Raw genomic sequence first — 26,578 nt, forward strand, 5'->3', positions numbered from 1 at the left:
GGGCCAAGGCCGGACAACTGCCGCGGTGCACTGAAGATCGAACTTCCGGACAAGCCTTTGTTCCCCAACTTTGCACCTCGAAACAAACTGGACGCCAACCGCCGCCCAGATTCTCTGCCCCAGCCGCCGCGCCGGTACAGAGTCGTAGCATCTCTCGTGCTCGCTGCGGCGCTCGCAGGTCTCGCTGCGTGCTCGCACGACAACGAGCCGTGGCAGCTCACGAATGTGAGCGGGCATCTGCCCGACCTCACGTTTTCGCTGACCGGCGACGACGGCCGGCCCACGTCCGCGCAGGCATTCCGCGGACAAACGGTGCTCCTGTACTTCGGCTACACGCACTGCCCCGATGTCTGCCCCGAGACGATGGCGCGGCTCATGCAGGTGATGGGCAAGCTGGGCCCCGATGCGCAGAAAGTGCGCATTCTGTTCGTGACCGTGGATCCGGCCCGCGACACGGCGCGCGCGCTGCACGACTACGTCGGCGCCTTCGATGCCGAGCACGCACGCGGCCTCACCGGCACCGACGGCCAGATCGAATCCATCGCGCAGCGTTATCGCGTGGCCTACCAGATGGAAAAGCGCGATCCCAACGGCGACTACGAGGTCACGCACAGTTCCGCGGTCTACGTGTTCGATGCGCAAGGGCACGCCCGGCTCATCGCCACCGATCAGGACTCGCCCGATGCCATCGCCCACGACGTGCGGCGCGTGATCGATTCCACGTCGTAGCCGGCCCCGGTTCTGCCTTCGCTCCGTTCCCGTTCAACTCAACTGAAGCCCACTCATTTGCCTGCTCACTTCGCCATGTCGATCCGCCATTCATTGCTCGCTTCCCACGTTCGCGCCGCCACGTTTGCCGCGCTGCTCGCGACCGTCGTCAGCGGCGCCCCGGCCATGGCAGCCGACGCTCACGCCGTCACCGCGCGCAACGCCTGGGTGCGCTGGCTACCCAACAACCTGCCGGCGGCCGGCTACGTCACGCTTGCCAACGACGGCGACAAGCCGGTCGACCTCGTCGGCATCTCGAGCGACGACTACGGCAGCGCGATGCTGCACCAGACGGTGTCGAACGGCTCGACCCAAAAGATGGTGATGGTCGACAAGCTGACGGTGCCCGCGCACGGTTCGGTAGCGATCGCACCGGGCGGCTATCACCTCATGCTCGAGGACGCCTCGCACAAGATCATGCCGGGCAGCACCGTGCATCTGAAGCTAAAGTTCTCGGACGGCGAAACGCTCGACACCGCGTTTGCTGTGAAGCCACCCGCGGGCGTGCAGTGAACGCCAGGCTCGGCTGACATCGTGATGAATCTGCTCTACTGGCTCGAACCCTGGGAGCCGTCGCCGACGGTGGTGATCGCCATCGCCGTCGCGGCGGTGCTCTTCGTGCGCGGGCAGCGCAAGGCCCGCGTGTCGTTCGCGCGCTGCTTGTCGTTCTGGCTCGGCCTCACCGGGCTCTACGTCGCGCTGCATACGCGGCTCGACTACTTCTTCGAGCACGAGTTTTTCATGCACCGCGCGCAGCATCTCGTGCTGCATCACCTCGGGCCGTTCTTCATTGCCCTTGCCTACCCGGGCGCGGCTTTGCGTGCCGGCATTCCGTTCGTGTGGCGGCAGCGCTTCGTGCGACCGGCGCTCGCGGCGCGCCCCGTGCGGGCCGTCGTGGACGTCTTGATGCATCCGGTCGTCGCGGTCGTGCTGTTCGTGGGGCTCATCTATTTCTGGCTGCTCTCGCCGATCCATTTCATGGCGATGCTCGACTGGCGGCTCTATCGCGTCATGAACTGGAGCATGGTGATCGACGGCCTGATGTTCTGGTGGCTCGTGCTCGACTCGCGGCCCGCGCCGCCCGCGCGGCTCTCGCCGGGGCGGCGCGTGCTGATCGTGATTGCCGCGATTCCGCCGCAGATCGTGCTCGGCGCGTTCATCTTCTTTTCGCCGCGCGAGCTTTATCCGATCTACTCGATCTGCGGACGCGCATTCACGTGGCTCAGCCCGCTGCGCGATCAGCAGATCGGCGGGCTGCTGCTGTGGATTCCGGGATCGATGATGAGCGTGCTTGGCGCCGTGCTCGCCCTGCGGCACTGGATGCGGCTATCGGCGCGTGCGCGGCTGCGCGAGGAGCGAGTCGGAACGGCAATACCGGCGCGTCATGACGGCGACGTCGGCGGCGGCATCACCGGCAAGCAAGCCGGCGCGGCGAGCGGAAAGACGGCGAAAAGCAGCGCCTGAAAGTCGCGGCGCGAGGCAGCGCTCAAGCGATGCGCTCAAGCCGCAGAGCGCATCCAGACGTGCGGAATGCCGTCTTCCTCGTGAATCTCGGAGATCGGCTCGAAGCCGAAGGCGCCATAGAACTTCTGCAGATGCGCCTGCGCGTGCAGGCGAATCGGCACGCCCGGCCACTGCACGCGAATATGAAAGAGCGCACGGTCCAGCATCGCGTTGCCGAGCTTGATGCCACGAAACGGCGCCGTCGTGAGCACCCGGCCGATGCGGATGTCGGGATCGGACGCATCGGGCAACAGCACGCGCAGATAACCGGCAAGCTTCGGACGGCCGCCCTTCGCGGTGCCGTCCGCTGCGTCGTTCGCCTTGGCGCTGTAGGCAAAGAGGTGCCATGCGGTGGTATCGAGACCATCGATGTCGCCGTACAGACAGTTCTGCTCCATCACGAATACCGCCGCGCGGGCGGCCAGCATGTCGTAGACCTCGACGGTCGTGAGGTCGTCGAATGCTTTCCAGCGCCATTCGACATGCGCAAACTCGGGGATGCTCGGTTGCTCGGCCATGGGACGTTCGTCACGCTGCGGGAATACGCGATTATGCCGCGCTCACCGGGCGATGGGCAGAGCCACCTGGGCGCCGCGTTGCACACACCGGATTCGCCACGCGCGGCGCCGGCTAGAGGTGCTCGCGCAAGAAGCTGACCACCTCGTGCTCGATTTGCCGATGAATCTGCGCTCGATCGACGCCGGGCGCGTCCTGGCACACCATGGGCTGATCGAGCGCAATCGAGTCGGGACAAGGATCGATGAAGACGAAGTGATTGCCGGGCACGACCTCCATTTGCGGCCTCGGCTGCAAGCCGGTCGCAACGGCAAGTGCATTGACCGCGCTGCCAAGATAGGCGTCGTTTTGCGGACGATAGAGCAGCGTGGGCACACGCACGGCGGAAAGCGTCGACGCATCGAACATGACCGCCAGCGGATCCATCAGCACGAGCGCCTTTACGCGGCGGTCGAGAGGCGGCTTCCACGCCGCGAGTTCGGGCGTGATGGCGGCGGCCGATTCTGCGACAGGCGTGGTCCCGCCCTGCGCAACGCGACGCGGACATGAGCCGGGATCGTCGTGCGTCGAGCAGTACGCGACTGCGGCCCGGAAGTCTGGTTTCGCTCCCGCGAGGATCAACGCGGTGTAGCCGCCGGCCGAGAAGCCGATCATGCCGATACGGTTTTCGTCGACGCTCGCCGAGAACCGTGGATCCGCCAGGACGGCATTGAGCGACGCCTCAGCTTGCCGCGGACGATCGATCAAGATGCGCGACTGTGTCGGCGCCGGCGGCGAGCCGTAAGCATCGCCCACGTGCGTTGGGAGAATGACGATGAATCCGGCACGCGCAAGCGCGGTCGCCAGCTCACGATGGCTCAGCGGACCGCCGCGCCGGCCATGCGAGAGCAGCACGACGGGAAAACGCCTGTCCGCGACGGGCGCGGCATTGCGCGTGGCCTCGATCAGGAACGGCCCCGCTTGCCAGGCGGTTTCGCGATCGCGGGTGGGATAGAAGACGACGGTGTCGATCGGCGCGGTTTGATCGGCGACAGTCAGGCGGATGATGCCTGCGTTGAAGCTCGGCGCATCGGTCTGCGCCCGAGCCGCGCACGCGAACGCAATAAACAGCACGACGGTCACTATCCCGCGCATGGCGTGGCTCCTCGCACGTCGCTCGAAATGAGCGTGGGCGAAGAAGCATAGCAAAGGCGGTTGGGGATGGGCGCATGAGCCCGCGCGCAGTGGCCCGGAAAAAAGAAAAGCCCTGACGGATCAGGGCTTTCTATCTGGAGGCGCGAGCCGGAGTCGAACCGGCCTACACGGCTTTGCAGGCCGCTGCATAACCGCTTTGCTATCGCGCCAGAAGCGGACTGCCGGCCCGGATCGAACAGGGTGCGCCTGAAACGGCCCGGCAGATTTGTGCGGCAGCCTTCCGGCCTGCCAAACAAAAAGGGAAGCGCAGCTTCCCCGTGTATCTGGAGCGGGAGACGAGTCTCGAACTCGCGACCTCAACCTTGGCAAGGTTGCGCTCTACCAACTGAGCTACTCCCGCATGGTCCTGCTTGCAACGCTTTCGGAACAGACACAACCGCAAAACGCCGCATCGAAAATCTGGAGCGGGAGACGAGTCTCGAACTCGCGACCTCAACCTTGGCAAGGTTGCGCTCTACCAACTGAGCTACTCCCGCGTTTTGCTGCTTTTTGCCGCCTTCTTAAAGCAACTCCGGTGTTCAGAACCGCGTGCACCGGAGAGATGAGATTATGTATAAGCCGCTGAAACGTGTCAAGCCCCACGCAAGTTTTTCCTCTTTGAAGCGGTGGCATCACGCAAGGCCGGCCCCTCGCCGGTTCAGGCCCGCCCACCGCGCTCGCGAATCTGCGGCCACGCGAGCTTCATGTAATAAAGCATCGACCAGATGGTCAACACAGCAGCCACGTAGATGAGCCACAGGCCCCACACGCGCGTGTCGAGCACGAAGCCGCCGCCCAGCGGCACAGGCCCGTAAAGCAGCAGCATCGGGATCGCGACCATCTGGCACGCGGTCTTGAACTTGCCGAGCTGATTCACGGCCACGCTCTTCGACGCACCGATCTGCGCCATCCACTCGCGCAATGCCGAGATAGCGATTTCCCGACCCACGATCACGAGTGCAATGGCCGCGTCGAGACGCAACAGCTGCACGAGCACGAGCAGCGCCGCCGTTACCATCAGCTTGTCCGCCACCGGGTCGAGAAACGCGCCGAACGACGACGTCTGATTCCATTTGCGCGCCAGATAGCCGTCGAACCAGTCTGTCAGCGCCGCCAGAATGAAAATGGCCGCTGCCGCCAGATTGCGATGCGCGGGGCTCATCATCATGTCCGGCAGGTAGAACACGCCGACGAACAGCGGAATCAGCACGATCCGCAGCCACGTCAGAAAGATCGGGAAATTGAACGGCATCGGCGGGCGCCATCTGTCAAGGGAGTTGCAATTGTGCCGTGTCGCCGCACCCGCTACAAGCAAAGCCCGGCGAGCCCCGCAAGGCCCAGCGCAGGACGCGACGAAACGGCAAGGCGGCTGGATGGCACCGCAGCGCCTCAGTGAAGCTGCTGATAGATCTGCTCCGCAAGCGAGCGCGAGATGCCCTCCACGCTCGCGAGGTCGTCCACGCTCGCCGCCATGACGCCACGAAGGCCGCCAAACCGCGCGAGCAGCCGCTGCTGGCGCTTCGCCCCCACGCCTTCGAGTTCTTCGAGCCGCGAGGTCTGCCGCGTCTTGCTGCGTTTGGCGCGCATGCCCGTAATGGCGAAGCGGTGCGCTTCGTCGCGGATCTGCGCGACCAGCATCAGCGCCGCGCTTTCCTTGCCGAGTTCCAGCGGGGCGCGGCCGTCCGCGAAGACAAGCGTTTCGAGACCCACCTTGCGGCCTTCGCCCTTCGCCACGCCCACCAGCATGCCGCGATCGAGCCCGAGTTCAGTGAACACCTGGCGCGCAATCTCGACCTGCCCCTTACCGCCGTCGATCAGCACGATGTTCGGCAGCGTCCCGCCCGCCGCAGCCGGCTCCGCCACGTCGCCGCCGGCACTCGCGGCCTCTTCGGATTGCAGCGTCCCGGCTTCGTCGGCGGCATTCTGCGCGGCCTGCGCGACCATCTTTTCGTAGCGGCGCGTCAGGACCTGGCGCATGGCGGCATAGTCGTCGCCCGGCGTAATGCCCGTGATGTTGTAGCGCCGGTATTCGCCCGACTGCATCTTGTGGTGGTGATAGACCACGCACGATGCCTGCGTGGCTTCGCCCATGGTGTGGCTGATGTCGAAGCATTCGATGCGCAGATGCGCGAGGTCGTCGAATTCGAGGCTCAGCGTATCGGCAAGCGCGCGCGTACGCGCCTGCTGCGAGCCTTGTTCGGAGAGCAGGCGCGCGAGCGCGAGCTGCGCGTTCTGCTCGGCCATCGTGAGCCAGGCGCGCTTCTGGCCCTGCGGCTGACGCAGCACGGTCACCTTGTGACCTGACTGCTCCATGAGCAGGTTGACGAGTTCGCTGTTGGCGGGCGGATGGCTCACGACCAGCACCGGCGGCACGCGATTGCCGAGGTAATGCTGCGCAATGAAGGCATCGAGCACTTCCGATTCGATCGCGACGCTGCGGCCTGTTCTCGCGGCGTCGGCCCCTTCTTCGTCGTCGCTCTCCGGCGCAAGGGCTTCGGCGAGCGCGAGGGGGTCGTCGGCGAAATTCGCGGCGCCGGCTTCGCTGTGGGCCCCCTTCCCGGCGGCATCGGCTTCAGCGGCGCTCGCGTCTGCCGCGGCCTCATCGTCGTTCTGGCGCAGGATCACGGCGCGGGCATCGGCCTCGCCCTCCGCGCGCTCCCCCCTGTCTTGCCCATCCGCGACCACTTCAGACTCGTCGCCCACGCCGCCTTCGTCTGCCGTGAGCGCGCTTTCCACGTGCGCGGGAAAATACGCCTTGTCGCCCAGATGCCGGCCACCGCGCACCATCGCCAGATTCACGCAAACGCGGCCGCCTTGCGCGACCACGGCGAGGATGTCGACGTCGCTGTCACCGCCCGTCTCGATGGCCTGCTGATGCAGCACCGTCGAGAGCGAACTCATCTGGTTGCGCACCGCCGCGGCCTGCTCGAACTTCAGCTCGGCCGCGAAGGCGTGCATCTTCTGCTCGAGTTCCTTCATCACCTCGGTCTGCCGCCCGAGCAGGAAGCGCGAGGCGTTCTGCACGTCGCGCGCGTAATCCTCTTCGCTGATCGCGCCCACGCAAGGCGCGGAGCAGCGCTCGATCTGATGCAGCAGGCACGGTCGCGTACGGTTGTTGAACACCGAGTCTTCGCAGGTGCGCAGCTGGAAGACGCGCTGCAGGATCTGGATGCTCTCGCGCACCGCCCATGCGCTCGGGAACGGCCCGAAGTACTGGTTCTTGCGATCGACAGCGCCGCGGTAGTACGCCATGCGCGGATACGCGTGGCCCGTGAGCTTGAGGTACGGATACGACTTGTCGTCGCGAAACAGGATGTTGTAGCGCGGCGCGAGCGCCTTGATCAGATTGTTTTCGAGCAGCAGCGCTTCGGCCTCGGAACGCGTCACCGTGGTTTCGACGCGCGCGATGCGCGTCACCATCATCGCGATGCGCGGCGACAGCAGCGTCTTCGTGAAGTAGCTCGACACGCGCTTCTTCAGGTCGCGCGCCTTGCCCACGTACAGCACGGCGCCGGCGGTGTCGTAATAACGGTAGACCCCGGGCAGATGCGGCAGCTGCGCCAGTACTTTTTTCGGTTCGAAGTCTTCGGATTCGGTCATGCAGAAACGGGCGGCGACGCGCTTGCACGCGGGCCGCCTCGATGGCTGATGTGCTTTAGAATCGCCAGTTTAGAACATTCCACGCGCGTCCGAATCGCGGCGCGGGCAAGCGCTCGAGGCGCCGTGCCACGCTGCGCAATGTGCACGCCGACGCCATGCCTGCTTCGTCCTTCTCTTCCCGTCCCGGCATGCATCCCTCCGGTACAGCGACAGCCATCGCCTGCGACATCTTCTGCGCCGTTATCGACAACTTCGGCGACATCGGCGTCAGCTGGCGGCTCGCGCGTCAGCTCGCGCACGAGCACGGCTGGCAGGTGCGCGTGTTCGTGGACGACCTGCATGCGTTCCAGAAACTCTGTCCGGCACTGGATCTCGACAAGTCACGGCAAACGGTAGACGGCATTGCCGTGGAGCACTGGCACACGCCCACGCACGCGGGCGACGTGCTCGAGATCGCCGACGTGGTGATCGAGGCGTTCGCCTGCGAACTGCCGCCCGTGTACGTCGCGGCCATGGCGCGGCGCGAACGCAAGCCCGTGTGGCTCAATCTCGAATATCTGAGTGCGGAAGACTGGGTGGCGGACTTTCATCTGCGGCCATCGCCGCACCCGCGCTATGCGCTTACGAAGACGTTTTTCTTTCCGGGGCTCGGCGCCGGCACGGGCGGCGTGCTGAAAGAACATGATCTCGACGCCCGGCGCGCGGCGTTCGAAGCCTCCGCACAGGCGCGCGCCGACTGGTGGCAACGTACGACTGGCGGCCCGCCGCCGGCCGAAGGCACTACCGTGGTCTCTCTCTTCGCCTACGAAAACCCCGCCGTGGACGCTTTGCTCGCCCAGTGGCGCAACAGCGCGGCACCCATCGTGCTGCTCGTCCCCGAAGGCCGGATCTCCGGGGCCGTGGCCCGCTTTTTCGGGGTCGGGTCGTTTGGCGCGCAAACGCATGCAAGCATGGGGGCGCTCACGGCATATGGCCTCGCGTTCACTGACCAAAACGGCTACGACAACCTGCTATGGGCCAGCGACATCAACTTCGTACGCGGCGAGGATTCGTTCGTGCGCGCGCAGTGGGCGGCGCGGCCGTTCGTATGGCACATCTACCCGCAAGCCGACGACGCTCATCTGCCCAAGCTCGACGCCGCCCTCGCCCACTACACCCGCACGCTGCCCGACGCGGCACGCGCGTCGCTCGCGCGGTTCTGGCATGCGTGGAACGGCAACGGCGTGCCCGACTGGACCGATTTCGAACGCCACCGCGTGCAATTCGCGGCCCGTGCAGTGGAATGGGCGAGCGAGCTTGCGCGGGTGGGCGACCTCGCCGCGAATCTGGCCGGATTTGCAAAAAGTCAGCTAAAATAAGCGGTTACCCGTGAACGCGCATCCCCGGGTAGGCGCAGCATGCAGCGCGAACCCGCCCAGGGTCGTATGCCGTAGAAAATATTCGAAGCGATTTAAATTTTTGGACAGGACAGTTTTATGAAGATTGCACAGGAACTCCGCACCGGCAACGTCGTGATGATCGGTAGCGACGCGATGGTCGTGCAGAAGGCCGAATACAACAAGTCGGGCCGCAACGCCGCCGTCGTGAAGATGAAGTTCAAGAACCTGCTGACAGGCGCAGGCATGGAATCGGTGTACAAAGCCGACGACAAGTTCGACGTCGTCGTGCTGGATCGCAAGGAAGTGACGTACTCGTACTTCGCCGACCCGATGTACGTGTTCATGGACGCCGACTACAACCAGTACGAAGTGGAAGCCGAGATGATGGGCGATGCGCTCAACTACCTCCAGGACGGCATGGCGTGCGAAGTCGTGTTCTACAACGACAAGGCCATCTCGGTCGAACTGCCCACCACGCTCGTGCGCGAGATCGTCTATACGGAGCCGGCAGTCAAGGGCGACACGTCCTCGGGCAAGGTGCTGAAGACCGCGAAGCTGAACACGGGCTTCGAACTGCAAGTGCCGCTCTTCTGCAACATCGGCGACAAGATCGAAATCGACACGCGTACGAACGAGTACCGCAGCCGCGCCTGAGGCCGGCCCCACTCGGCGCACACGACTTACTCGCTGCAAGAAAGCGCTGCGGCACAGTCCGCGGCCGCGACGAAATAAAGCGCCCTCAGGGAATAAAGCGCCCTTTTGGGCGCTTTTTCTTTTTCCTTCGACCGTGTATGTTTGGGAAAACTTTACCGTTTTTGCACGGCATTCCGCGCCCTCTCCGGCACACAGACCGTCGCGGTGCCGCGCCGCGCGGGGCTCGATCCAGACGTTACCGGATGGCACGTTCCCTGCTTTAAACGACGCGAGTCTTTGGGGAGCCGCATCCCCATCGTCGAGGTTCAGGAGACGTGCCATAAACAACGACGTCACAGCAGGCAAGTAGAAGAGCTTCACGGGCAAAGATCCGTGAAGGAGCGCGACGCGAAGTGCGCCGGTTGTTTGACACAGACGAAGACTGGCGACCGTAACACCGTAACGCTCGAGGCGCCCGGAAACAGGCACCAGCCCCGTGAGGTTGGTCCGGAGGCACTCCGCAGGACGCGGCATGCAAGAGCCGCGCGGCGCCCGCAGGCGTTTTCGACAAGGACCGAATGACAAAGACAACGAACGCGTCGAATCGCGACCGCCGCCGGCTCACGTCAGAGCGGCAGCAACGCGACGTCGCCCTACGCATCCCAATATCTGCAACTTGCGCTCCGCCATGCCACACGCCCTGATTGTCGAAGACGATCCCAACAGCCTGTCCGGCCTCTCTGCCATCCTCGCGGCAGACGGTTTTTCTGTGGATACCGCGGCCACGCTTGCCGAGGCACGCAGCGCGCTCGCGCGGTTCATCCCCGACGTCGTGCTCGTCGACCTGAATCTGCCCGACGGCAGTGGTCTCGACCTGCTCCAGCACCTGCCTGCGCAACCGCCCGGCGGCGCGTTGCCCGTGATCGTGATGACCGGCAACGCGACAGTGGAAAGCGCCATCGAAGGCTTGCGGCATGGCATCTGGGACTATCTGCTCAAGCCCGTCAACATTCCGCGTCTGCGCAGCCTGCTCGCGCGTATTCCGCGTCCTTATGAACTGACGGAGGAAGTGCGCACGCTGCGCGCCACGCTGCGGCAGATGGGCCGCTTCGGCCGCATGATCGGGCACAGCACAGCCATCCAGCACGTCTACGACGCCATCGAGCAAATTGCCCCTACCGAGGCCGCCGTGCTCATCAGTGGCGAAGCGGGTACCGGCAAGGAGATCGCAGCACGCACGCTGCACGAGATGAGCCGCCGCCGCAAAGGGCCGTTCGTGGTGTTCGACACCCGCAAGGCTGCCGCGCAAGAAGAGGGACGCCCGCTCGAGAGCCTGCTCTTCGGGCACGAGCGCGGCGCGTTTAGCGGCGCCGAGCAACGCGAACCCGGACTCGTCGATCAGGCAAGCGGCGGCACGCTGTTCATCGACGAACTCGCCGACCTGCCGCGCGCGCAACAGGAAGCGCTGCTGCACGCGCTCGATTCGCAGACCTTCATGCGCGTAGGCGGCACGAGCAAGGTGGGGACCGATTTCCGGCTCGTGGCAGCCACCCGCACGGTGCCGCGCAATGCGGTAGCCGAAGGCCGGCTGCACGAAGACCTGTGGCTGCGCCTCGATGCCGCAGCGCTCGCGCTCCCGCCGCTGCGCGAACGCGAAGACGACGCCGCACTTTTCGCGCAGGCATTCGTCGACGAACTGAACCAGGAAACGCACGCGCGAGGTCTCACGGGCACCACGCGGCTGATCTCGCCCGAATTCGTCCGCGAGTGTCTCTCGTACGAGTGGCCCGGCAACGTGCGCGAACTGCAGGAGCGCGTGCGGCGGGCGTATCACGCGTCGGGCGAAGTGCTGGAGACGTTGCGCGCAGACGAGACCGGCAGCGGCGGCATGCGCGACATCAATGGCGGCCGTGTCCAGGTGACAGTCGGCACGCCGCTCGCGGATGTCGAAGAAATGCTGATTCGCGCGACGCTGGACGCGGTGGGCGGAACGCGACATCGCGCCGCGTCGCTGCTCGGAATCAGTCCCAAGACGCTCTACAACAAGCTGCAGCGTATGCGGCTCAATTGAGGGACGAACTAGAGCCCGGAACTCAGCCCAGGGCGCTGCGCAGCAGCGCCTGCGCGCGCTGATAGGCAGGCTGGCTTGCGAGCCTGTTCCATTCCAGCGCCTTGCCGCGCGGGCGCATCGCCTTGATGCGCTGCCGGGACGCCTTCGACGGCTCGAACGCCAGCGCATCCAATACCTTGCCCGCCTCTTCCGGCTGATTGCAGATCAGCACCATGTCGCAGCCCGCGCCGAGCGCGGCGGTGGCCGCCTCGGTCAGCGTGCCGCCCTGGCGCGCGGCTTCCATCGAAAGATCGTCGCTGAAGATGGCGCCGGTGAAGCCCAGCTTGCCGCGCAGGATGTCCTGCAGCCACACGCGCGAGAAGCCGGCGGGTTTGTCGTCCACCTGGGGATAGATGACGTGCGCGGGGATCACGGATTGCAGCGCGAGACCCAGCCAGTCGTAAGGCTTCACGTCCTCGGCAAGGATGGCGTCGAGCGGCCGGTCGTCGATGGGCACCGCCACGTGCGAATCCGCAACGGCGAAGCCGTGTCCCGGAAAATGCTTGCCGCAGTTCGCCATGCCGACGAGCGCGAGACCGTGATTGAGGCTCTTGGCGAGCAGCGCGACGACGCGCGGATCGCGATGGAACGCGCGGTCGCCGATCACCTTCGAGTGGCCGTAGTCGAGATCGAGCACCGGCGTGAAGCTCATGTCGATGCCGCACGCGCGCAGCTCCGAGGCGAGGATGTAGCCGACTGCCGTCGCGACCTTCGTCGCATGCAGCACGTCCTTGTCCCACAGCTCGCCTAGCCGGCCCATGGCGGGGAGCACCGTGAAGCCGTCGGTGCGAAAGCGCTGCACGCGTCCGCCCTCGTGGTCCACGGCGATCAGGATGTCCTCGCGCACGTTGCGGATCGCGTCAGTCAACGCGACGAGCTGGGCGCGGCTTTCGAAGTGACGCGCGAACAGAATCACGCCGCCCGTCATCGGATGGGCGAGGCGGCGCAGGTCGGCGTCGGTCAGCGTCTTGCCGGCGACGTCGAGCATCACCGGGCCAGGTCTGGTTTTCATCGGATCGGGAAAAGTGGTGGAAAGAGCGCGGAGCGTGCCGCGCATTCAGGAATCATGCGGCCGGGCCGGAGCGGGTCTCAATGCTGCCGTCGCTGCTGTCATCGACCTCGGCGATCACGAACGACACGGCGTAGTCGTGCTCGTCGCTGATGGTCACGCGCGCGGTGATGCGGCGCGCGGCGAGCCACTCGGCGAGTTCGCCTGACGTCACCACGACGGGCTTGCCGCTCGGCTCATTGAGCGTCTGCATCGCGCGCCATGTCATGGGCCAGTGCATGCCGAGACCGATCGCCTTCGAGAACGCTTCCTTGGCCGAAAACCGGGTGGCGAGAAACGCGAGCCCGCGCACCTGCGAACGCGCATTGCGCGCGTGGTAGACGCGCAGCTCGTCGGGCCCGAGCACCTTCTCCGCGAAGCGCCCATTGGTGCGCGTCATCACCGCCTCGACGCGGCTCACCTGAACGATGTCTGTGCCGATGCCGTAGATCGCCATGGAAGTTGTTTGTGTGTCGTCTGCGCCAGGGATGGGATGGCCAATCGCGAAGGTTGCGAAGATCGCGGCGGATCAGCCGCGCGCACCGAGCCGCGCGGCGACCATGATCGCCTTCATCTCGCGCACGGCGTTCTCCCAGCCGACAAAAACCGCGTGCGCCACGATCGCGTGACCGATGTTGAGTTCGGCAATGCCGTCGATGGCGGCGATCTGCTGGACGTTCGTGTAGTGAAGGCCATGTCCGGCGTTGACCTTGAGACCCAGGCCCATACCGAACTCGACGCCGCGCACGACGCGCTCGTATTCGCGCTGCTGCTCGCCGGCATCGTGCGCTTCGGCATAACGGCCGGTGTGCAGTTCGATCACCGGCGCACCGGCTTCGTGAGCGGCGCGGATCTGCGTCTCGTCGGCGTCGATGAAGAGCGACACGCGAATGCCCACGTCCGCAAGCTGGCGACACGCGGCGCGCACCGCCTCGAACTGACCCGCGACGTCGAGGCCGCCTTCGGTTGTCAGCTCCTGGCGCTTCTCGGGGACGAGACAGGCGTCGTGCGGCTTCACGTCGCACGCGATGTCGAGCATTTCCGCCGTGACGGCGCATTCGAGATTCATGCGCGTCTTCAACTGCGGGCGCAGTGCGCGCACGTCGGCGTCCACGATGTGGCGGCGGTCCTCGCGCAGGTGCAGCGTGATGGCGTCGGCGCCCGCCTCTTCAGCCGCGAGCGCGGCGCGGATCGGATCGGGATACGACGTGCCGCGCGCATTGCGCAGCGTGGCGACGTGGTCGATGTTGACGCCCAGCTCGATGACGTTCGGCGAGGTGAGAAAGAAGCTCATAGGTTTTGCAGGTCGATCAGGATCTGACGAGTGGCCAGCGGCGCGCCGCCAAGGTAGGTGTTGAGCAGGAAACGCATCAGCGTCTTGCTTTGCGCGACGGTCTGCGGACGATGGTAATCGTCCTCTTCCATATCGAGCAATGTCTGGCCCGCAATGATGGGCCATTGCGCGGGCAGGTCGTCGGACGCTTCGCGCACGCCGCGCTCTGGGTCGAACACGTAGCGGCCCTCGGCCAGCACGGGCTTGCGCGACGCGGTCTTGTCGAGCGACATCGCATAGCCGGTCTCGCGCAGCAGCACGCGCTCGAAGGAGCGCAGCACCTGCACGGCAGGTTCGTCGTGCGCGAGGCGCGTGAGCGTGACGACGTAGTGATGAAACAGCTGGGGGTGCGGATCTTCGCGCGCGCAGAACTTCACGAGCAGTTCGTTCACGTAGAAGCCGCACAGGAGCGCGTCGCCCGCGAGCGGCAACATGCCGCCCACCCATTCGGCCGTCGTAAGCGTGCGGACCTCGCCTTTGCCGGTCCACGAGAGCGAGAGCGGCTGGAACGTCTGAAGCACCCCGCGCAGCGCCGAATGCGGACGCTTGGCGCCCTTGGCGACAAGGGCGAGACGGCCATGGTCGCGCGAGAGCACGTCGATGATCAGGCTGGTTTCGCGATAGGGATAGCTATGCAGCACGAAGGCGGGCTGCTCGGTGATTCGATACTGCGGAGTGGGCGGCGACGGCGCACGGGGTGCGCGGCGCGTGGCGGGTCGGCTTCGTTCGCCGCTCACGCGGCTCGAGGCGGCGCGGGTGCTGTTTTCATTGCCCGCGTCTTCATGCGTGTCGTGCGCCGACTCGCTCGCCGCCTTGACGGCGGCGCTTGCCTTGCGGCCGCGCGGCACACGCGGGGCGGTTTCAGCGGCTTCGGCCTCGTCTGGATCGATGGGGTCGACGGGATTGACGCCCGGGTCGAGCGTCATCCATCCGTCATTCGTACCCATACGCCCGCAGCCCGGCTTCGTTGTCGGCCCAACCGCTCTTCACCTTGACGAAGGTCTCCAGGTAGACCGGGCCGTCGAACAGCTTTTCCATGTCGAGGCGCGCTTCCGTGCTGATCTGCTTGAGCTTGGCGCCCTTCTGGCCGATCACCATCGCCTTGTGTCCGTCACGCTCGACGAGAATGGTCGCGAAGATGCGGCGCAGCCGCCCTTCGGTTTCGAACTTGTCGATGAGCACCGTGCTCGTGTACGGCAACTCGTCGCCGGTCCAGCGGAACACTTTCTCGCGCAGAATTTCGGCGGCAAGAAAACGCTCGCTGCGATCGGTCAGATCGTCTTCGCCGTAGATGGGCTCGCCTTCGGGCAGATACGGCTTGATCGTGGCGAGCAGGCGCTTGATGTCGTCCGGATTCTTCGCGGAAAGCGGCACGATTTCCTTGAACTCCCGCAGCGCGTTCATCTGCTGGAAGAAGGGAAAGAGCGTGTTCTTGTCCGAGACGCGATCGAGCTTGTTGGCAATCAGCAAGGTGGGCGCGGAAGGCGGAATCAGGTCGAGCACCTTCTGGTCGTCGGGGCCGAAGCGGCCTGCCTCGATGACGAACAGCACGGCGTCCACCGAACTCAGCGTCGACGTGACGGCGCGGTTCAGCGAGCGGTTGAGCGCGGAGCTGTGGCGGGTCTGGAAACCGGGCGTATCGACGAAGATGTACTGCGCGTCGTCGATCGTGTTGATGCCCGTGATGCGATGGCGCGTGGTCTGCGCCTTGCGCGACGTGATGCTGATCTTCTGTCCGACCAGCGCGTTCATCAGCGTCGATTTACCGACGTTCGGGCGGCCGACGATCGCGACCATGCCGCAGCGAAAACCGGAAGACGAGGAGGAAAGAGGAGCATTCATGGTCGGATGACAGCGGATTTCACCAACGTGCGGCGCACGGTGGCGACATTGTTTCAGTGGCCGGCGTCCGCGGCGCGGACAGGTACGGCGCCGGGGGCCACGACTGCGTCTTCGGACGTGCCGGACGACGCATCGCGAGCACGCAGTGCAACGGACTTCTCCGCGAGCGGACGCGCGCCGGACGATGCGTCATTACGCTCGCCGGAGCGATCGATGCTATGGACGGTGGCTTCGGCGCGATCTGCCGCGGCCTTGATGGCCGGGGTGCCCGACGTAGTCGCCGCAGCACCAGCAGATTCGGATTTTTCGGCAGAACGGTCGGCACGCGATTCAGGACGATCGGATTTCTCGGAGCGACTGCGTTCCGCAGAAGCTGGCTCGACCTTCTCAGCGCTGTGCTCTTCCTTCGATTGCGCTTTTTCGGCGCTCTTCTCGGGCGCCTTGTCCTGGAGCTTTTCGGCGCCTCGCTCGGACGTTCTTTCTGTGGCTTTCTCAGTGCTTTTTTCAGCCGGCTTTTCGGGCGTTCTCTCCTGGCCTTGCGTCGAGCCGACGTGGGCGGCACGAATCACGGCCAGCGGCGCGGCAGGCGGCACGGCGCCCGACGCCACAGGAGACGCCGAAGGCGCACGCTCGGCCGCCGGCTCGGCGGTGGCCGCGGTCTTTTCCGCGGCACGTGCCGCGCGATCCGGACGGCGCTCTGGTGCGCGCAGATCCAGCGCGGCCTGCACACCTGTCACCCCCGGCACCACTTCCTGTTCCGCCTTGGCCGCACGCGAATTCTTCGAGCGCTTCGGTTTCGTCGCGAGCGCAGGCGCCACGGCCATTACCTCTTCCAGCGCCTTCTTGGCCGCGGCCTGCTCAGCCGCTCGCCGGCTCGCGCCGGAGCCTGACACTTTCACGTCGAGCTTCGGAACCGTGCATTCCACTTCAAACTGCTGATTGTGCGCCGCACCATGCGTGGCGACCACGGTATAGGTGGGCAGCGCGATCTTGTGACCTTGCAGGTATTCCTGCAGCAGCGTCTTCGAATCCTTGCCGAGCGTACGAGGATCGATATGGTCGAGAATCGGCACGTACAGGCGCTTGATGACGGTCTGGGCGGCATCGAAGCCGCCGTCGAGAAAGACCGCGCCGAAGACCGCCTCCAGCGCATCCGCCAGAATGGACGGGCGACGGAAACCACCGCTTCGCAGTTCGCCTTCCCCTAGCCGCAGGCTTTCCGAGATATTGAGGGCCTGAGCAATTTCATACAGCGACTGCTGCTTCACGAGATTGGCCCGCACACGCGACAGGTCGCCTTCGTCCAGTTTGCTGAAACGCTGGAACAAAAGGGCAGCCACCGCACAATTCAGAACGGAATCGCCCAGAAATTCGAGCCGTTCATTATGCGTGGCACTGTGACTGCGGTGGGTTAAAGCCTGGCGCAATAATTCCGCATTACGAAATTCATAGCGCAAGCGGCTTTCCAGCGGAGATAGGGGCATGGGCAGAGTATAACGCGCCCGCCTGCCCCGGCGAACACACGGGGCAGCGGGCGAAAAAGCGTGGTGAAGCGGCGTTATCGCACGTTCTTAAAGTGCCGCGCGAACACGATGCGATGCGTCTCGCGTGCGAAACGCATCGTGACGATGTGTGCTCAGTTGAACGAGCCGACGCGCTTCAGGTTGCCGAAGTTCATCCAGATGAAGAAGGCGCGGCCGACCAGGTTTTTGTCCGGAACGAAGCCCCAGTAGCGGCTGTCGGCGCTGTTGTCGCGATTGTCGCCCATCATGAAGTAGTGCCCCGCCGGCACCTTGCATACGACGCCGCGATCGTTGTACTGACAGTTCTCACGATACGGGTAATCTTCCGCACCCACCACGAAGGGCGGCACGGCCGGATTATTGAGGATCGCGTTCTTGCGTCCGTTGAGATCTTCTTCGAACTGCTTCGCGTAGCCGATGCGCTCCTCGTCGAAGTAGTCGGGCAGCGGCGTTTCGGGAACCGGCTTGCCGTTGATGGTGAGCTTCTTGTCTTCGTACGCGACCACGTCGCCAGGCAAGCCGATCACGCGTTTGATGTAGTCCACCGACTCGTCCTTCGGGTAGCGGAACACCACCACGTCGCCGCGTTCGAGCGGACGGCCCTGCGTGATCTTCGTATTCACGATGGGCAGGCGAATGCCGTAGTCGAATTTGTTGACGAGGATGAAGTCGCCAACCAGCAGCGTGGGCACCATCGATCCCGACGGAATCTTGAACGGCTCGATCACGAACGAGCGCACCATGAACACCACGAGGATGACAGGAAAGAAGCTCGCGGAATACTCGAGCCACCACGGCTGGCGCAGCTTTTCTTCGCGCAGGCGGGCTCGCGTGGCGGGCGCGTTCTCGTCTGCGAAGCGCTCGCCGACGCGCGCCTGCTGGCGGTCGAATTCCGCCACCGCCGCCTCTGCCGCCCGCCGCCGCTGCGGCATGAAAACCAGTTTGTCCGCCACCCATGCAACGCCCGTCAGAATGACGAGCACAAAAAGAATCAGGGCAAAATTCATGTAGGTACGGTTCCCGTGTTGATCTTATTTGTCTTCGACCCGGAGGATGGCAAGAAATGCCTCTTGCGGAATTTCGACGGAGCCGACCTGCTTCATCCGCTTTTTGCCTTCCTTCTGTTTCTCGAGCAGTTTCTTCTTGCGCGTGATGTCGCCGCCATAGCACTTGGCGAGCACGTTCTTGCGCAGCGCCTTGATGTTCTCGCGCGCGATGATGTGCGCGCCGATCGCCGCCTGGATCGCGACGTCGTACATCTGGCGCGGAATGATCTCGCGCATTTTCGCGGCCACTTCGCGGCCGCGATACTGCGACTGCGAACGGTGGACGATCACGGAAAGCGCATCCACCTTGTCGCCGTTGATGAGCATGTCGACCTTGACCACGTCCGACGCGCGATATTCCTTGAACTCGTAGTCCATGGACGCGTAGCCGCGCGACACCGACTTCAGCCGGTCGAAGAAGTCGAGCACGATCTCGGCCATCGGAATTTCGTAGGTGAGCTGCACCTGGCGGCCGTGGTACTGCATGTTCACCTGGTTGCCGCGCTTTTGCGTACACAGCGTGATGACCGAGCCCACGTAGTCCTGCGGCATGTACAGGTTCACGGTGACGATCGGCTCGCGAATCTCTTCAATCTTCGACGGGTCCGGCATCTTCGCCGGGTTCTCGACCATGATTGTGCTGCCGTCGGCCAGCACCACTTCGTACACCACGGTGGGCGCCGTGGTGATCAGGTCCATGTCGAATTCGCGCTCGAGCCGCTCCTGCACGATCTCCATGTGCAACAGACCGAGGAAGCCGCAGCGGAAGCCAAAGCCGAGCGCCTGCGAGACTTCCGGCTCGTATTGCAGCGACGCGTCGTTCAGCTTCAGCTTTTCGAGCGACTCGCGCAGTGCGTCGTACTGGTTGGCCTCGACCGGATACAGCCCCGCGAACACCTGCGGCTTCACTTCCTTGAAGCCCGGCAGCGGCTCCGCGGCAGGCTTTGCCGCGTTGGTGACCGTATCGCCCACTTTGGTTGCCGCCAGTTCCTTGATGCCGGCGATGATGAAGCCTACCTGGCCCGCGGAGAGCACCTCGAGGTCTTTCGACTTCGGCGTGAAGACGCCGACGTGCTCGACCGGGTACTGGGCGCCCGTCGCCATCAGCTTGATGCGCTCTTTCGGGCGCAGCGTGCCATTGACGATGCGCACGAGCATCACGACGCCGACGTAGTTGTCGAACCACGAGTCGATGATGAGCGCCTGCAACGGTGCTTCCGGGTCGCCCTTCGGCGGCGGCACCTTGGCGACGAGCGCTTCGAGTACGTCTTCCACACCCTCGCCCGTCTTCGCGCTGCAACGCGTGGCATCGGTTGCGTCGATGCCGATCACGTCTTCGATTTCGGCAATCGCGTTTTCGGGATTCGCCGCCGGCAGATCGATCTTGTTGAGCACCGGCACGACTTCGACGCCGAGTTCGATGGCCGTGTAGCAGTTCGCAACCGTCTGGGCTTCGACGCCCTGGCTCGCGTCCACGACAAGCAGCGCGCCCTCGCAAGCCGACAGCGAACGGCTTACTTCATATGAGAAGTCGACATGGCCTGGCGTGTCGATCAGGTTGAGGTTGTAAACCTTCCCGTCGCGCGCGCGATAACTCAGCGCCGCGGTCTGCGCCTTGATGGTGATGCCGCGCTCGCGCTCGAGATCCATCGAGTCGAGCACCTGCGATTCCATTTCACGGTCAGACAAGCCGCCGCACAACTGGATGATGCGATCGGCGAGCGTCGACTTGCCATGGTCGATGTGCGCAATGATCGAGAAGTTACGAATATGATCCATTCAGTGCCGATCAAGCGAAAAAGGCGCGCCCGGACGATTGCAGAGCACGCCTTGTAAGCAAATGAAAAACCGGACTATTTTAGCCGAAAAGGCCTTCCAGAGGCAGCTTTGGGCGGCCTCGGCCAATCTTCAGCGCGTTCGGGCGTAGAAACGGGTAAAGCATCCAGGACGGCTGGATCAACCGTACAGCCAACCGCCGCCCTCACTCGCGTGTGGACGCCGCGAGCTGCGTCAGCGCGGCTCGCACCGGCGCTTCTTCGAACCGGTAGCGACACAATTCGATGCCCCCGATTGCAAGCACCGGCACCAGTTCGTTGTAGCGCCCCTCCAGCACGGGGTCCACATCGATATCGATGATTTCGACGGTCGCGCCGAACTCGGCCAGCAACGGCTCGAGCGCGGCGCGCATGTCGTCGCACAGGTGGCACCACGCGCGCCCATACAGCGTGAGGGTTGCGCAAGCGGTGGGCATCAGGCGCTATGCCTCGTCATTTTGCCGTTGCGCGGGGGCGCAGCGGTACGAACTGGGTGTTCTCGCCGCGACGCACGAGCACAGCGACCATCTTCTGCGAATCGAGGTGCGAGGCAACCTCTTCGAATTGCTTCGCGCTCTTGATGTCCGTGTCGCCCACCCGCAGGATGATGTCGCCCTTCTGCAGCCCCGCCCGCGCGGCCGGGCCGTCGACGGCGTCAATCTGCACGCCGCTGCGCAGCTTCAACGTCTTCAATTGATCTTCTGGAATGTCGCTCACCGCAATACCGAGCGAATTCGACGCGCGCGGCTTCGGAGCCGGGGCCGGCTTCTGGTCAGCCTTCGCGGTCTTGTCCGTCTGCATTTCGGCAACCGTGATGGGCATATCGCGCGTCTGGCCCTTGCGCCAGACCGTGACCGTCGCCTTCGTGCCCGGTTTCGTGTCGCCCACCATGCGCGGAAGATCCGTTGCCGCATCCACCGACTGGCCGTTGAACTTCAGGATGATGTCGCCCGGCTGCACGCCTGCCTTGTCGGCCGGCCCGCCCGGCTCCACGCTGCTCACCAGGGCGCCCTGCGCCTTCGGCAAGCCCAGCGAGTCGGCCACGTCCTTGGTCACTTCGCCAATCGCCACTGCAATGCGACCGCGCACCACCTTGCCGGTGGACTTGAGCTGGTCGGCCACGCGCATGGCCTCGTCAATGGGAATGGCGAAGGAGATGCCCATGAAGCCGCCGGTGCGGCTATAAATCTGCGAGTTGATGCCGATCACCTCGCCCTGCATGTTGATGAGCGGACCGCCCGAGTTGCCGGGATTCACCGCAACATCGGTCTGGATGAACGGCAGGTAGTCGCCGGTGTCACGGCCCTTCGCGCTGACAATACCGGCCGTCACCGTATTTTCGAGCCCGAACGGCGAGCCGATCGCCACCACCCATTCGCCTACGCGAACCTTGTTCGAATCGCCGATCGTCACCGCGGGCAGGCTCGATGCGCTGATCTTCACGACGGCCACGTCCGTGCGGTCGTCCACGCCGATCAGCTTCGCCTTGAACTCGCGCTTGTCGGTGAGCGTCACGTAGATGCTGTCCGCGCCGTCCACGACGTGCGCGTTCGTCATCACGTAGCCGTCGGCCGACAGGATGAAGCCGGAACCCACGCCGCTGTTCTGCTCGGTGTCGTTGCCGCCGCTGTCGGGTGACGAGTCCGAGCCGCCGCCTTGACCACCACGCGGCGATTGCGGCGTTTGCGGTGACTGCGGCATCGGAATGCCGAAGAAGCGGCGGAAGAACTCCGACATGTCGCCGTCGTCGAGTCCGGGCGGCAGCCCGCGCTGCGACGTAGGCACACGCGCGGTGGTGCGGATATTGACGACTGCGGGACCGACCTTGTCCACAAGGTCGGTGAAATCGGGCAGATTGGCCGCCGGGGCCGCAGACGCCGGGTGCGGCGCGAACGGCAGGCAGACCGCCACCGCTGCGGCCGCGAAGAATTTGCGCACCGAAAAAGTCGTCATATCGTAGTCAGCCGAAGGAGGGTTTATCGCGGAGCCTTGTATTCTATGGCAGACGCGAATTGCTGCAACGTTGCCTGGGGCACCTCGCCGAGCAGCGTGATCCAGTAGTCGCCGCTGCGCTTCACGAGAACGTGCGTCGCCCCGCTATTGCCCGTCCCTTCCTTGCGTGTATTGTTTTCGACCGGCTCGATAAAAATCGAAATGGCGGCGAGCCCGTCCGAGAAGACGGCCTGATCGACCGGAATGGGCGGGCTCGACGGGTTGCGGGCGGCCATGGGCCGGCGCAGCTCGCGAATTTTGTGGAAACCCGGCACGGTGGGCGCGAACTGCCAGCCCTGGGCTTCCATGTCCACCGCTTCAACCGGCGGCCGCACGATGGTCCAGCCTGCGGTATTGCGAATGCCGTTCGCGATCGGCGTTTTGTCGGCCGGCACACCGATGCGGATCTGCGAGAACGACAACTGTTCGAGCACCTGACCGCCAGCGTCCAGCGTTTGCGCACGTAGCAGCAGACCGGTCTTCGTGTCCGCCCACAGTTTGTACGCGAATCGATACGCGTCTTTCGGATCGAGCTCAATCACCTGGCTGTCGACGCCCGCCACACGGTCGGTACCCACCAGCTTCGGCTCATAGACCGACAACACCTGGTCCGCACTCGCGGCGAGCAAGGCCGGGAACGAGTCTTTGTTCTGGCGCTTTTCGACCACACAGAGGTGACGCTCGGGAACAAACGTATAAAGCTCGTCGTTATGGCGCAGCATCTTGCGCGGCTTGCCGTCGAGGCTTTCGAGCTGCTCGTACTCGCCATCACCGTGCGTGGCGTAGTGGGTGATGCGCGAAGTCTGCACGAACGTGCCGCGCTGATAAACGAAGGCACCCTCGTAGTTCTGCTGCTGGGCGGCCTGGTGAATCCGGTTCAGCCATTCGGCCGCCATGCGGCGTGTGGCAGCCGGATCGCTGGCGGAAGTCCCTTGCGCGTCGGCGCGGGCAGTGACCGACAGCGCCGATAACAACACGGCTGCACAGCACAGGAATGCCGGCAGCCGTCCCCAGATCGTCGTTTTATTCAACCGCAGGGTCTGCATCAGACTTATTGGCCTTGCGTAGTAAGCGCTGCAGCGCGGATCAGCGGCATGGAGTCGGGAACCATCGGTTGCTGGGCGAACTGCTGGTGCGCTTCAAGATACTGGTCGAGTCGTGCGTCGCGAATGATGTTGGCGTCCTGCGCCACAGCAGGCTGCACATTGGCCGCCGGCATGGAAGCCATCGCCACGCGCTGTACGCTGTCGGTGGGCTGGACCGCCGCGAGTTGGGCGCCGCCATGGCTGGCCACGCCGCCCGCACCTTGCAGTTGCGGCACGACGATCCACGTCAGCGTTGCGGCGGCGGCCGCGACGGCGAACGCGGGAACCACCCGGCGACGCAGCGCAAGCAAACGGCGCGTGACTGGCGCCGAGGGCGGTGCGAGTAGATGCGGCTCCGACTCGAAGCGCGCGGCAAAACCCGCCAGGAAAGCGCTGCTTGCCGCCGGACTGATGGCGAGGTCGTCGGAACGCAGCGCATCGCCGATCAGGTGATAGCTGGACCACGCCGCGCGTTCCTCGGGGTTGAGCCCGCCGAGAAAGGTGTTCAATTGCCCGTCGCCAGGCATTTCCCCGTCGACGAAAGCGGACAGGTGCTCGCCGTGCGAGCCTGCTTGCGATTGCATCGAGACCGACCCCATGATGATCCCCATTCCTTACAGACCCCGTAGTGACACCACCCAAACCCTGATAATCGCGCTCGTGCCCTTCTGGCTGCCGGTACCGCTTACCAGCGCTTGCCTTCAGGTGTGTCCAGCAGCGGACGCAATTTTGCCGCAATGGCTTCTCGAGCACGAAAAATTCGCGATCTGACGGTGCCGATCGGGCAGCCCATCATCTCGGCGATCTCTTCGTAGCTCAATCCTTCAATTTCCCGGAGCGTAATGGCGGTGCGCAGTTCTTCCGGCAACAGCGCCATGGCAGCGTTGACCGTCTCCGCGATCTGCTTGCTCATCAACATCGACTCGGGCGTATTGATATCCCTTAGTTGATCGGCGTCGGAGAAAGTTTCCGCCTCCTCCGCGTCCGCCTCCGTCGAGGTGGGCGCCCGACGGCCCTGGGTCGCAAGGTAGTTCTTGGCGGTATTCACCGCAATCCGGTACAACCACGTATAAAACGCCGATTCGCCGCGAAACTGCGGCAGCGCGCGGTATGCCTTGATGAAGGCGTCCTGGGCCACGTCCTCGACCTCGGCGGGGTCCCGCACGAGACGCGAGATCAGCCGGATGATCTTGCGGTGGTATTTGGAGACCAGAAGTTCGAACGCCGCCTTGTCGCCTTTTTGCACGCGCTCGACGAGCAACTGATCGATTTCTTTTTCGCTCACCTGATAAATCCGTTAATGGGGAGTGCCCCGCGGGGCACCATTGTAGCGTTCCGTTCGGCCCCTCACGTTACGCCGGTAACAGCGGTTACAGGCGTTACGGGTAGTAGCCGGTTCAGCCGGCAGCAAGCACGCGCGGGGGTCATCCACGTCCGCCGCAACGCGCGATTACCGAGAGTTCGCGAAAAGCATCGGGATGGAGCGCGTCGGCCGTGATAACCAGTGAGTACCGGCGCCGACCTGAAGCGAGAACGAGGACGAGCAGCCAGGCGCCCCACTGTGAACTGGCCGCGATGAGCCCTTGGGCAACGCGCACGCCGCTGCGGTCGAACGCCGACACACCGTCTGGCCCGATTTCAATTGCAGCCGGGGCGCCGCGACGAAGCGCCGCAGAAACCAACGCAAGCAGCGCCAGAACGGCCAGAGAAAGCGGCAACGCGCGCCAGCCGCCGAGCCAAGGCGCGAGGCTCGTATGAACGGCTGCAACAGCAACCGCGATGAAACAGAACACGGCAATCTGCAAACCGACTGACTGCCGCAACGCAATGCGTCGCGGCGCCAGGCGTTGCACCACTTCCCCGGACGGCAGCGCAGACCATGGTCCATCTTGCGGACCCGGCGGACACCCCGCCCGGGAGAGCGGCGTCAAGCGATCAGACGCGCTTGAAGACCAGCGTGCCGTTGGTGCCGCCGAACCCGAACGAGTTCTTCAGCGCCACGTCGATCTTCATCTCCCGCGCCGTGTTGGCACAGTAGTCGAGATCGCACTCCGGGTCCTGGTTGAAGATGTTGATGGTGGGCGGCGACACCTGGTTGTACACGGTCAGCACCGTAAACACCGACTCGAGACCACCGGCGCCACCGAGCAGGTGGCCCGTCATCGACTTGGTCGAATTGACGACGATGTTCTTCGCGTGATCGCCGAATGCGCGCTTGATGCCCGTCGTCTCCGCGAGATCGCCAAGCGGCGTCGACGTGCCGTGTGCGTTCAGGTAGCTCACCTCGTCCAGATTGACGCGTGCATTCTTCAGCGCGGCCAGCATGCAGCGGCGCGCGCCGTCGCCATTCTCGAGCGGTGCCGTCATGTGGTACGCGTCGCCGCTCATGCCGTAGCCCGCCACTTCGGCGTAGATCTTCGCGCCGCGCGCCTTCGCGTGCTCGTACTCCTCGAGCATCATCACGCCCGCACCCTCGCCCAGCACGAAGCCGTCGCGATCCTTGTCCCAGGGACGACTCGCCGTAGCCGGATCGTCGTTACGCTGCGAAAGCGCGCGCGCCGCGGCGAAACCGCCAATGCCGAGCGGCGACACGGTGGACTCAGCACCGCCCGCGATCATCGCGTCCGCATCGCCGTACTCGATGAGGCGCGCGGCCTCGCCGATGCAATGCAGGCCCGTCGTACAGGCCGTGACGATCGCGAGATTGGGACCCTTGATGCCGAACTTGATCGACAGGTGGCCCGAGATCATGTTGATGATCGAGGCCGGCACGAAGAACGGCGAAATACGGCGCGGACCGCGATTGAGCAGTTCGGTCTGCGTAATTTCGATCATCGGCAGTCCGCCGATGCCGGACCCCACCACCACGCCCACGCGTTCCGCGTTTTCGTCGGTGATTTCAAGCCCGCTGTCCCGCATCGCCTGCATGCCCGCCGCAACGCCGTAATGGATGAACGTATCCATATGGCGGGCTTCCTTGCCGGGGATGTAGTCCTCGATGTTGAAGCCCTTCACCTCGCCGGCGAAGCGCGTCGAGAAGTTCGACGCGTCGAACTTCGTGATGTTGGCGATGCCGGACGTGCCGGCAACGAGATTGGACCAGCCGTCGGCAACATTATTGCCAACAGGCGAAATCAGCCCCAGGCCTGTAACGACAACTCGACGGCGGCTCACGGTAACCCCTTTTCCATAGAATGACAAAAGCAAAAGCCA

Annotated in this window: 25 protein-coding genes and 3 tRNA genes; 6 read left to right on the top strand and 22 right to left on the bottom strand. The window is 64.4% G+C overall.

The genetic code is table 11. From position 1 onward, the window contains the following. The first annotated feature begins 30 nt into the window (after positions 1-30). The 3 genes from PKKP23_RS08740 (at position 31) to PKKP23_RS08750 (ending at position 2,232) form a co-directional block, all read left to right on the top strand. The gene (locus PKKP23_RS08740; RefSeq protein WP_420873208.1) at positions 31-729 is read left to right on the top strand and encodes an SCO family protein; all 699 of its coding nucleotides are present in this window, start codon (positions 31-33) and stop codon (positions 727-729) included. A gap of 75 nt (positions 730-804) precedes the next feature. Continuing rightward, positions 805-1,281: a copper chaperone PCu(A)C gene (locus tag PKKP23_RS08745; protein ID WP_126876726.1), complete on the top strand. Its 477-nt coding sequence runs from the start codon at positions 805-807 to the stop codon at positions 1,279-1,281. A gap of 24 nt (positions 1,282-1,305) precedes the next feature. Next, positions 1,306-2,232: a cytochrome c oxidase assembly protein gene (locus tag PKKP23_RS08750; protein ID WP_126876614.1), complete on the top strand. Its 927-nt coding sequence runs from the start codon at positions 1,306-1,308 to the stop codon at positions 2,230-2,232. 35 nt (positions 2,233-2,267) lie between these two features. Here the strand turns inward: PKKP23_RS08750 and PKKP23_RS08755 are convergent, their stop codons facing one another. From PKKP23_RS08755 to uvrC, 7 genes are all read right to left on the bottom strand, one after another. Continuing rightward, positions 2,268-2,789: a GNAT family N-acetyltransferase gene (locus PKKP23_RS08755; protein WP_126876615.1), complete on the bottom strand. Its 522-nt coding sequence runs from the start codon at positions 2,787-2,789 to the stop codon at positions 2,268-2,270. Between the two features lie 112 nt (positions 2,790-2,901). Further along, on the bottom strand, positions 2,902-3,921 hold the full coding sequence (locus PKKP23_RS08760) for an alpha/beta hydrolase family protein (RefSeq protein WP_126876616.1): 1,020 nt from the start codon (positions 3,919-3,921) through the stop codon (positions 2,902-2,904). 135 nt (positions 3,922-4,056) lie between these two features. Beyond that, a tRNA-Cys gene (locus PKKP23_RS08765) sits at positions 4,057-4,130 on the bottom strand. 115 nt (positions 4,131-4,245) lie between these two features. Continuing rightward, positions 4,246-4,321: transfer RNA gene (locus tag PKKP23_RS08770), tRNA-Gly, on the bottom strand. Positions 4,322-4,381: 60 nt separating this feature from the next. Then, a tRNA-Gly gene (locus PKKP23_RS08775) sits at positions 4,382-4,457 on the bottom strand. A 161-nt stretch (positions 4,458-4,618) separates the two neighbouring features. Then, positions 4,619-5,212: a CDP-diacylglycerol--glycerol-3-phosphate 3-phosphatidyltransferase gene (pgsA, locus tag PKKP23_RS08780; RefSeq protein ID WP_017774689.1), complete on the bottom strand. Its 594-nt coding sequence runs from the start codon at positions 5,210-5,212 to the stop codon at positions 4,619-4,621. 137 nt (positions 5,213-5,349) lie between these two features. Beyond that, positions 5,350-7,560 carry an excinuclease ABC subunit UvrC gene (uvrC, locus tag PKKP23_RS08785; RefSeq protein ID WP_126876617.1) on the bottom strand — a complete coding sequence of 737 codons (2,211 nt, stop codon included), beginning with the start codon at positions 7,558-7,560 and terminating at the stop codon, positions 5,350-5,352. A gap of 155 nt (positions 7,561-7,715) precedes the next feature. On the opposite strand from uvrC, the gene earP reads away from it, so the two are divergent. The 3 genes from earP (at position 7,716) to PKKP23_RS08800 (ending at position 11,643) form a co-directional block, all read left to right on the top strand. Beyond that, complete coding sequence (gene earP / locus PKKP23_RS08790) at positions 7,716-8,918, top strand: elongation factor P maturation arginine rhamnosyltransferase EarP (RefSeq protein WP_240658844.1); 1,203 nt, start codon at positions 7,716-7,718, stop codon at positions 8,916-8,918. 117 nt (positions 8,919-9,035) lie between these two features. Next, a complete protein-coding gene (gene efp / locus PKKP23_RS08795; protein ID WP_017774686.1) occupies positions 9,036-9,593 on the top strand; it encodes an elongation factor P in 558 nt (185 codons plus the stop codon). A gap of 667 nt (positions 9,594-10,260) precedes the next feature. After that, positions 10,261-11,643, top strand: a complete 1,383-nt coding sequence (locus PKKP23_RS08800) for a sigma-54-dependent transcriptional regulator (RefSeq protein ID WP_017774685.1) — start codon at positions 10,261-10,263, stop codon at positions 11,641-11,643. Between the two features lie 22 nt (positions 11,644-11,665). Here PKKP23_RS08800 and nagZ read toward each other — a convergent pair whose 3' ends face one another. The 15 genes from nagZ to fabF form a co-directional block, all read right to left on the bottom strand. Further along, positions 11,666-12,694 (bottom strand): beta-N-acetylhexosaminidase, encoded by a 1,029-nt coding sequence (gene nagZ, locus PKKP23_RS08805; RefSeq protein WP_126876618.1) that lies wholly within the window; start codon positions 12,692-12,694, stop codon positions 11,666-11,668. Positions 12,695-12,746: 52 nt separating this feature from the next. After that, positions 12,747-13,187 carry a holo-ACP synthase gene (gene acpS / locus PKKP23_RS08810; RefSeq protein ID WP_126876619.1) on the bottom strand — a complete coding sequence of 147 codons (441 nt, stop codon included), beginning with the start codon at positions 13,185-13,187 and terminating at the stop codon, positions 12,747-12,749. A gap of 72 nt (positions 13,188-13,259) precedes the next feature. Further along, the gene (gene pdxJ, locus PKKP23_RS08815) at positions 13,260-14,024 is read right to left on the bottom strand and encodes a pyridoxine 5'-phosphate synthase (RefSeq protein ID WP_017774682.1); all 765 of its coding nucleotides are present in this window, start codon (positions 14,022-14,024) and stop codon (positions 13,260-13,262) included. Continuing rightward, a complete protein-coding gene (recO, locus tag PKKP23_RS08820) occupies positions 14,021-15,010 on the bottom strand; it encodes a DNA repair protein RecO (RefSeq protein ID WP_126876620.1) in 990 nt (329 codons plus the stop codon). The genes pdxJ and recO overlap by 4 nt, the downstream gene beginning before the upstream one ends. Beyond that, entirely contained in the window at positions 14,997-15,860 is an 864-nt protein-coding gene (gene era, locus PKKP23_RS08825) for a GTPase Era (RefSeq protein WP_017774680.1), read from the bottom strand. The genes recO and era overlap by 14 nt, the downstream gene beginning before the upstream one ends. Positions 15,861-15,958: 98 nt before the next feature. Further along, on the bottom strand, positions 15,959-17,389 hold the full coding sequence (gene rnc / locus PKKP23_RS08830; RefSeq protein WP_026121406.1) for a ribonuclease III: 1,431 nt from the start codon (positions 17,387-17,389) through the stop codon (positions 15,959-15,961). A 152-nt stretch (positions 17,390-17,541) separates the two neighbouring features. After that, positions 17,542-18,435: a signal peptidase I gene (lepB, locus tag PKKP23_RS08835; protein ID WP_017774678.1), complete on the bottom strand. Its 894-nt coding sequence runs from the start codon at positions 18,433-18,435 to the stop codon at positions 17,542-17,544. Positions 18,436-18,459: 24 nt separating this feature from the next. Further along, entirely contained in the window at positions 18,460-20,253 is a 1,794-nt protein-coding gene (gene lepA / locus PKKP23_RS08840; protein WP_017774677.1) for a translation elongation factor 4, read from the bottom strand. A 202-nt stretch (positions 20,254-20,455) separates the two neighbouring features. Then, positions 20,456-20,725 (bottom strand): glutaredoxin family protein, encoded by a 270-nt coding sequence (locus PKKP23_RS08845; protein ID WP_126876621.1) that lies wholly within the window; start codon positions 20,723-20,725, stop codon positions 20,456-20,458. A 16-nt stretch (positions 20,726-20,741) separates the two neighbouring features. Then, positions 20,742-22,241, bottom strand: coding sequence for a DegQ family serine endoprotease (locus PKKP23_RS08850; protein WP_126876622.1), 1,500 nt, complete (start codon positions 22,239-22,241; stop codon positions 20,742-20,744). Between the two features lie 23 nt (positions 22,242-22,264). Beyond that, positions 22,265-23,326: a MucB/RseB C-terminal domain-containing protein gene (locus PKKP23_RS08855; protein ID WP_126876623.1), complete on the bottom strand. Its 1,062-nt coding sequence runs from the start codon at positions 23,324-23,326 to the stop codon at positions 22,265-22,267. A 5-nt stretch (positions 23,327-23,331) separates the two neighbouring features. Further along, entirely contained in the window at positions 23,332-23,964 is a 633-nt protein-coding gene (locus PKKP23_RS08860) for a sigma-E factor negative regulatory protein (protein WP_126876624.1), read from the bottom strand. An 86-nt stretch (positions 23,965-24,050) separates the two neighbouring features. Then, positions 24,051-24,650 carry an RNA polymerase sigma factor RpoE gene (gene rpoE, locus PKKP23_RS08865; protein WP_017774672.1) on the bottom strand — a complete coding sequence of 200 codons (600 nt, stop codon included), beginning with the start codon at positions 24,648-24,650 and terminating at the stop codon, positions 24,051-24,053. A gap of 139 nt (positions 24,651-24,789) precedes the next feature. Next, positions 24,790-25,221, bottom strand: coding sequence for a protein YgfX (locus PKKP23_RS33680; RefSeq protein ID WP_420873205.1), 432 nt, complete (start codon positions 25,219-25,221; stop codon positions 24,790-24,792). Between the two features lie 79 nt (positions 25,222-25,300). Continuing rightward, positions 25,301-26,539, bottom strand: coding sequence for a beta-ketoacyl-ACP synthase II (gene fabF / locus PKKP23_RS08875; protein ID WP_126876626.1), 1,239 nt, complete (start codon positions 26,537-26,539; stop codon positions 25,301-25,303). Positions 26,540-26,578: the final 39 nt, after the last annotated feature.

The organism is Paraburkholderia kururiensis JCM 10599 = LMG 19447 (genome assembly GCF_003986935.1).
Classification (GTDB): Bacteria; Pseudomonadota; Gammaproteobacteria; order Burkholderiales; family Burkholderiaceae; genus Paraburkholderia; species Paraburkholderia kururiensis.

Bases quoted from the DNA above. Each gene is read 5' to 3' on its own strand.
- PKKP23_RS08745 (WP_126876726.1), top strand. From the start codon at position 805: ATGTCGATCCGCCATTCATTGCTCGCTTCCCACGTTCGCGCCGCCACG.
- PKKP23_RS08750 (WP_126876614.1), top strand. From the start codon at position 1,306: ATGAATCTGCTCTACTGGCTCGAACCCTGGGAGCCGTCGCCGACGGTG.
- PKKP23_RS08755 (WP_126876615.1), bottom strand. From the start codon at position 2,789: ATGGCCGAGCAACCGAGCATCCCCGAGTTTGCGCATGTCGAATGGCGC.
- PKKP23_RS08760 (WP_126876616.1), bottom strand. From the start codon at position 3,921: ATGCGCGGGATAGTGACCGTCGTGCTGTTTATTGCGTTCGCGTGCGCG.
- pgsA (WP_017774689.1), bottom strand. From the start codon at position 5,212: ATGCCGTTCAATTTCCCGATCTTTCTGACGTGGCTGCGGATCGTGCTG.
- uvrC (WP_126876617.1), bottom strand. From the start codon at position 7,560: ATGACCGAATCCGAAGACTTCGAACCGAAAAAAGTACTGGCGCAGCTG.
- earP (WP_240658844.1), top strand. From the start codon at position 7,716: ATGCCTGCTTCGTCCTTCTCTTCCCGTCCCGGCATGCATCCCTCCGGT.
- efp (WP_017774686.1), top strand. From the start codon at position 9,036: ATGAAGATTGCACAGGAACTCCGCACCGGCAACGTCGTGATGATCGGT.
- PKKP23_RS08800 (WP_017774685.1), top strand. From the start codon at position 10,261: ATGCCACACGCCCTGATTGTCGAAGACGATCCCAACAGCCTGTCCGGC.
- nagZ (WP_126876618.1), bottom strand. From the start codon at position 12,694: ATGAAAACCAGACCTGGCCCGGTGATGCTCGACGTCGCCGGCAAGACG.
- acpS (WP_126876619.1), bottom strand. From the start codon at position 13,187: ATGGCGATCTACGGCATCGGCACAGACATCGTTCAGGTGAGCCGCGTC.
- pdxJ (WP_017774682.1), bottom strand. From the start codon at position 14,024: ATGAGCTTCTTTCTCACCTCGCCGAACGTCATCGAGCTGGGCGTCAAC.
- recO (WP_126876620.1), bottom strand. From the start codon at position 15,010: ATGGGTACGAATGACGGATGGATGACGCTCGACCCGGGCGTCAATCCC.
- era (WP_017774680.1), bottom strand. From the start codon at position 15,860: ATGGTCGCGATCGTCGGCCGCCCGAACGTCGGTAAATCGACGCTGATG.
- rnc (WP_026121406.1), bottom strand. From the start codon at position 17,389: ATGCCCCTATCTCCGCTGGAAAGCCGCTTGCGCTATGAATTTCGTAAT.
- lepB (WP_017774678.1), bottom strand. From the start codon at position 18,435: ATGAATTTTGCCCTGATTCTTTTTGTGCTCGTCATTCTGACGGGCGTT.
- lepA (WP_017774677.1), bottom strand. From the start codon at position 20,253: ATGGATCATATTCGTAACTTCTCGATCATTGCGCACATCGACCATGGC.
- PKKP23_RS08845 (WP_126876621.1), bottom strand. From the start codon at position 20,725: ATGCCCACCGCTTGCGCAACCCTCACGCTGTATGGGCGCGCGTGGTGC.
- PKKP23_RS08850 (WP_126876622.1), bottom strand. From the start codon at position 22,241: ATGACGACTTTTTCGGTGCGCAAATTCTTCGCGGCCGCAGCGGTGGCG.
- PKKP23_RS08855 (WP_126876623.1), bottom strand. From the start codon at position 23,326: ATGCAGACCCTGCGGTTGAATAAAACGACGATCTGGGGACGGCTGCCG.
- PKKP23_RS08860 (WP_126876624.1), bottom strand. From the start codon at position 23,964: ATGGGGTCGGTCTCGATGCAATCGCAAGCAGGCTCGCACGGCGAGCAC.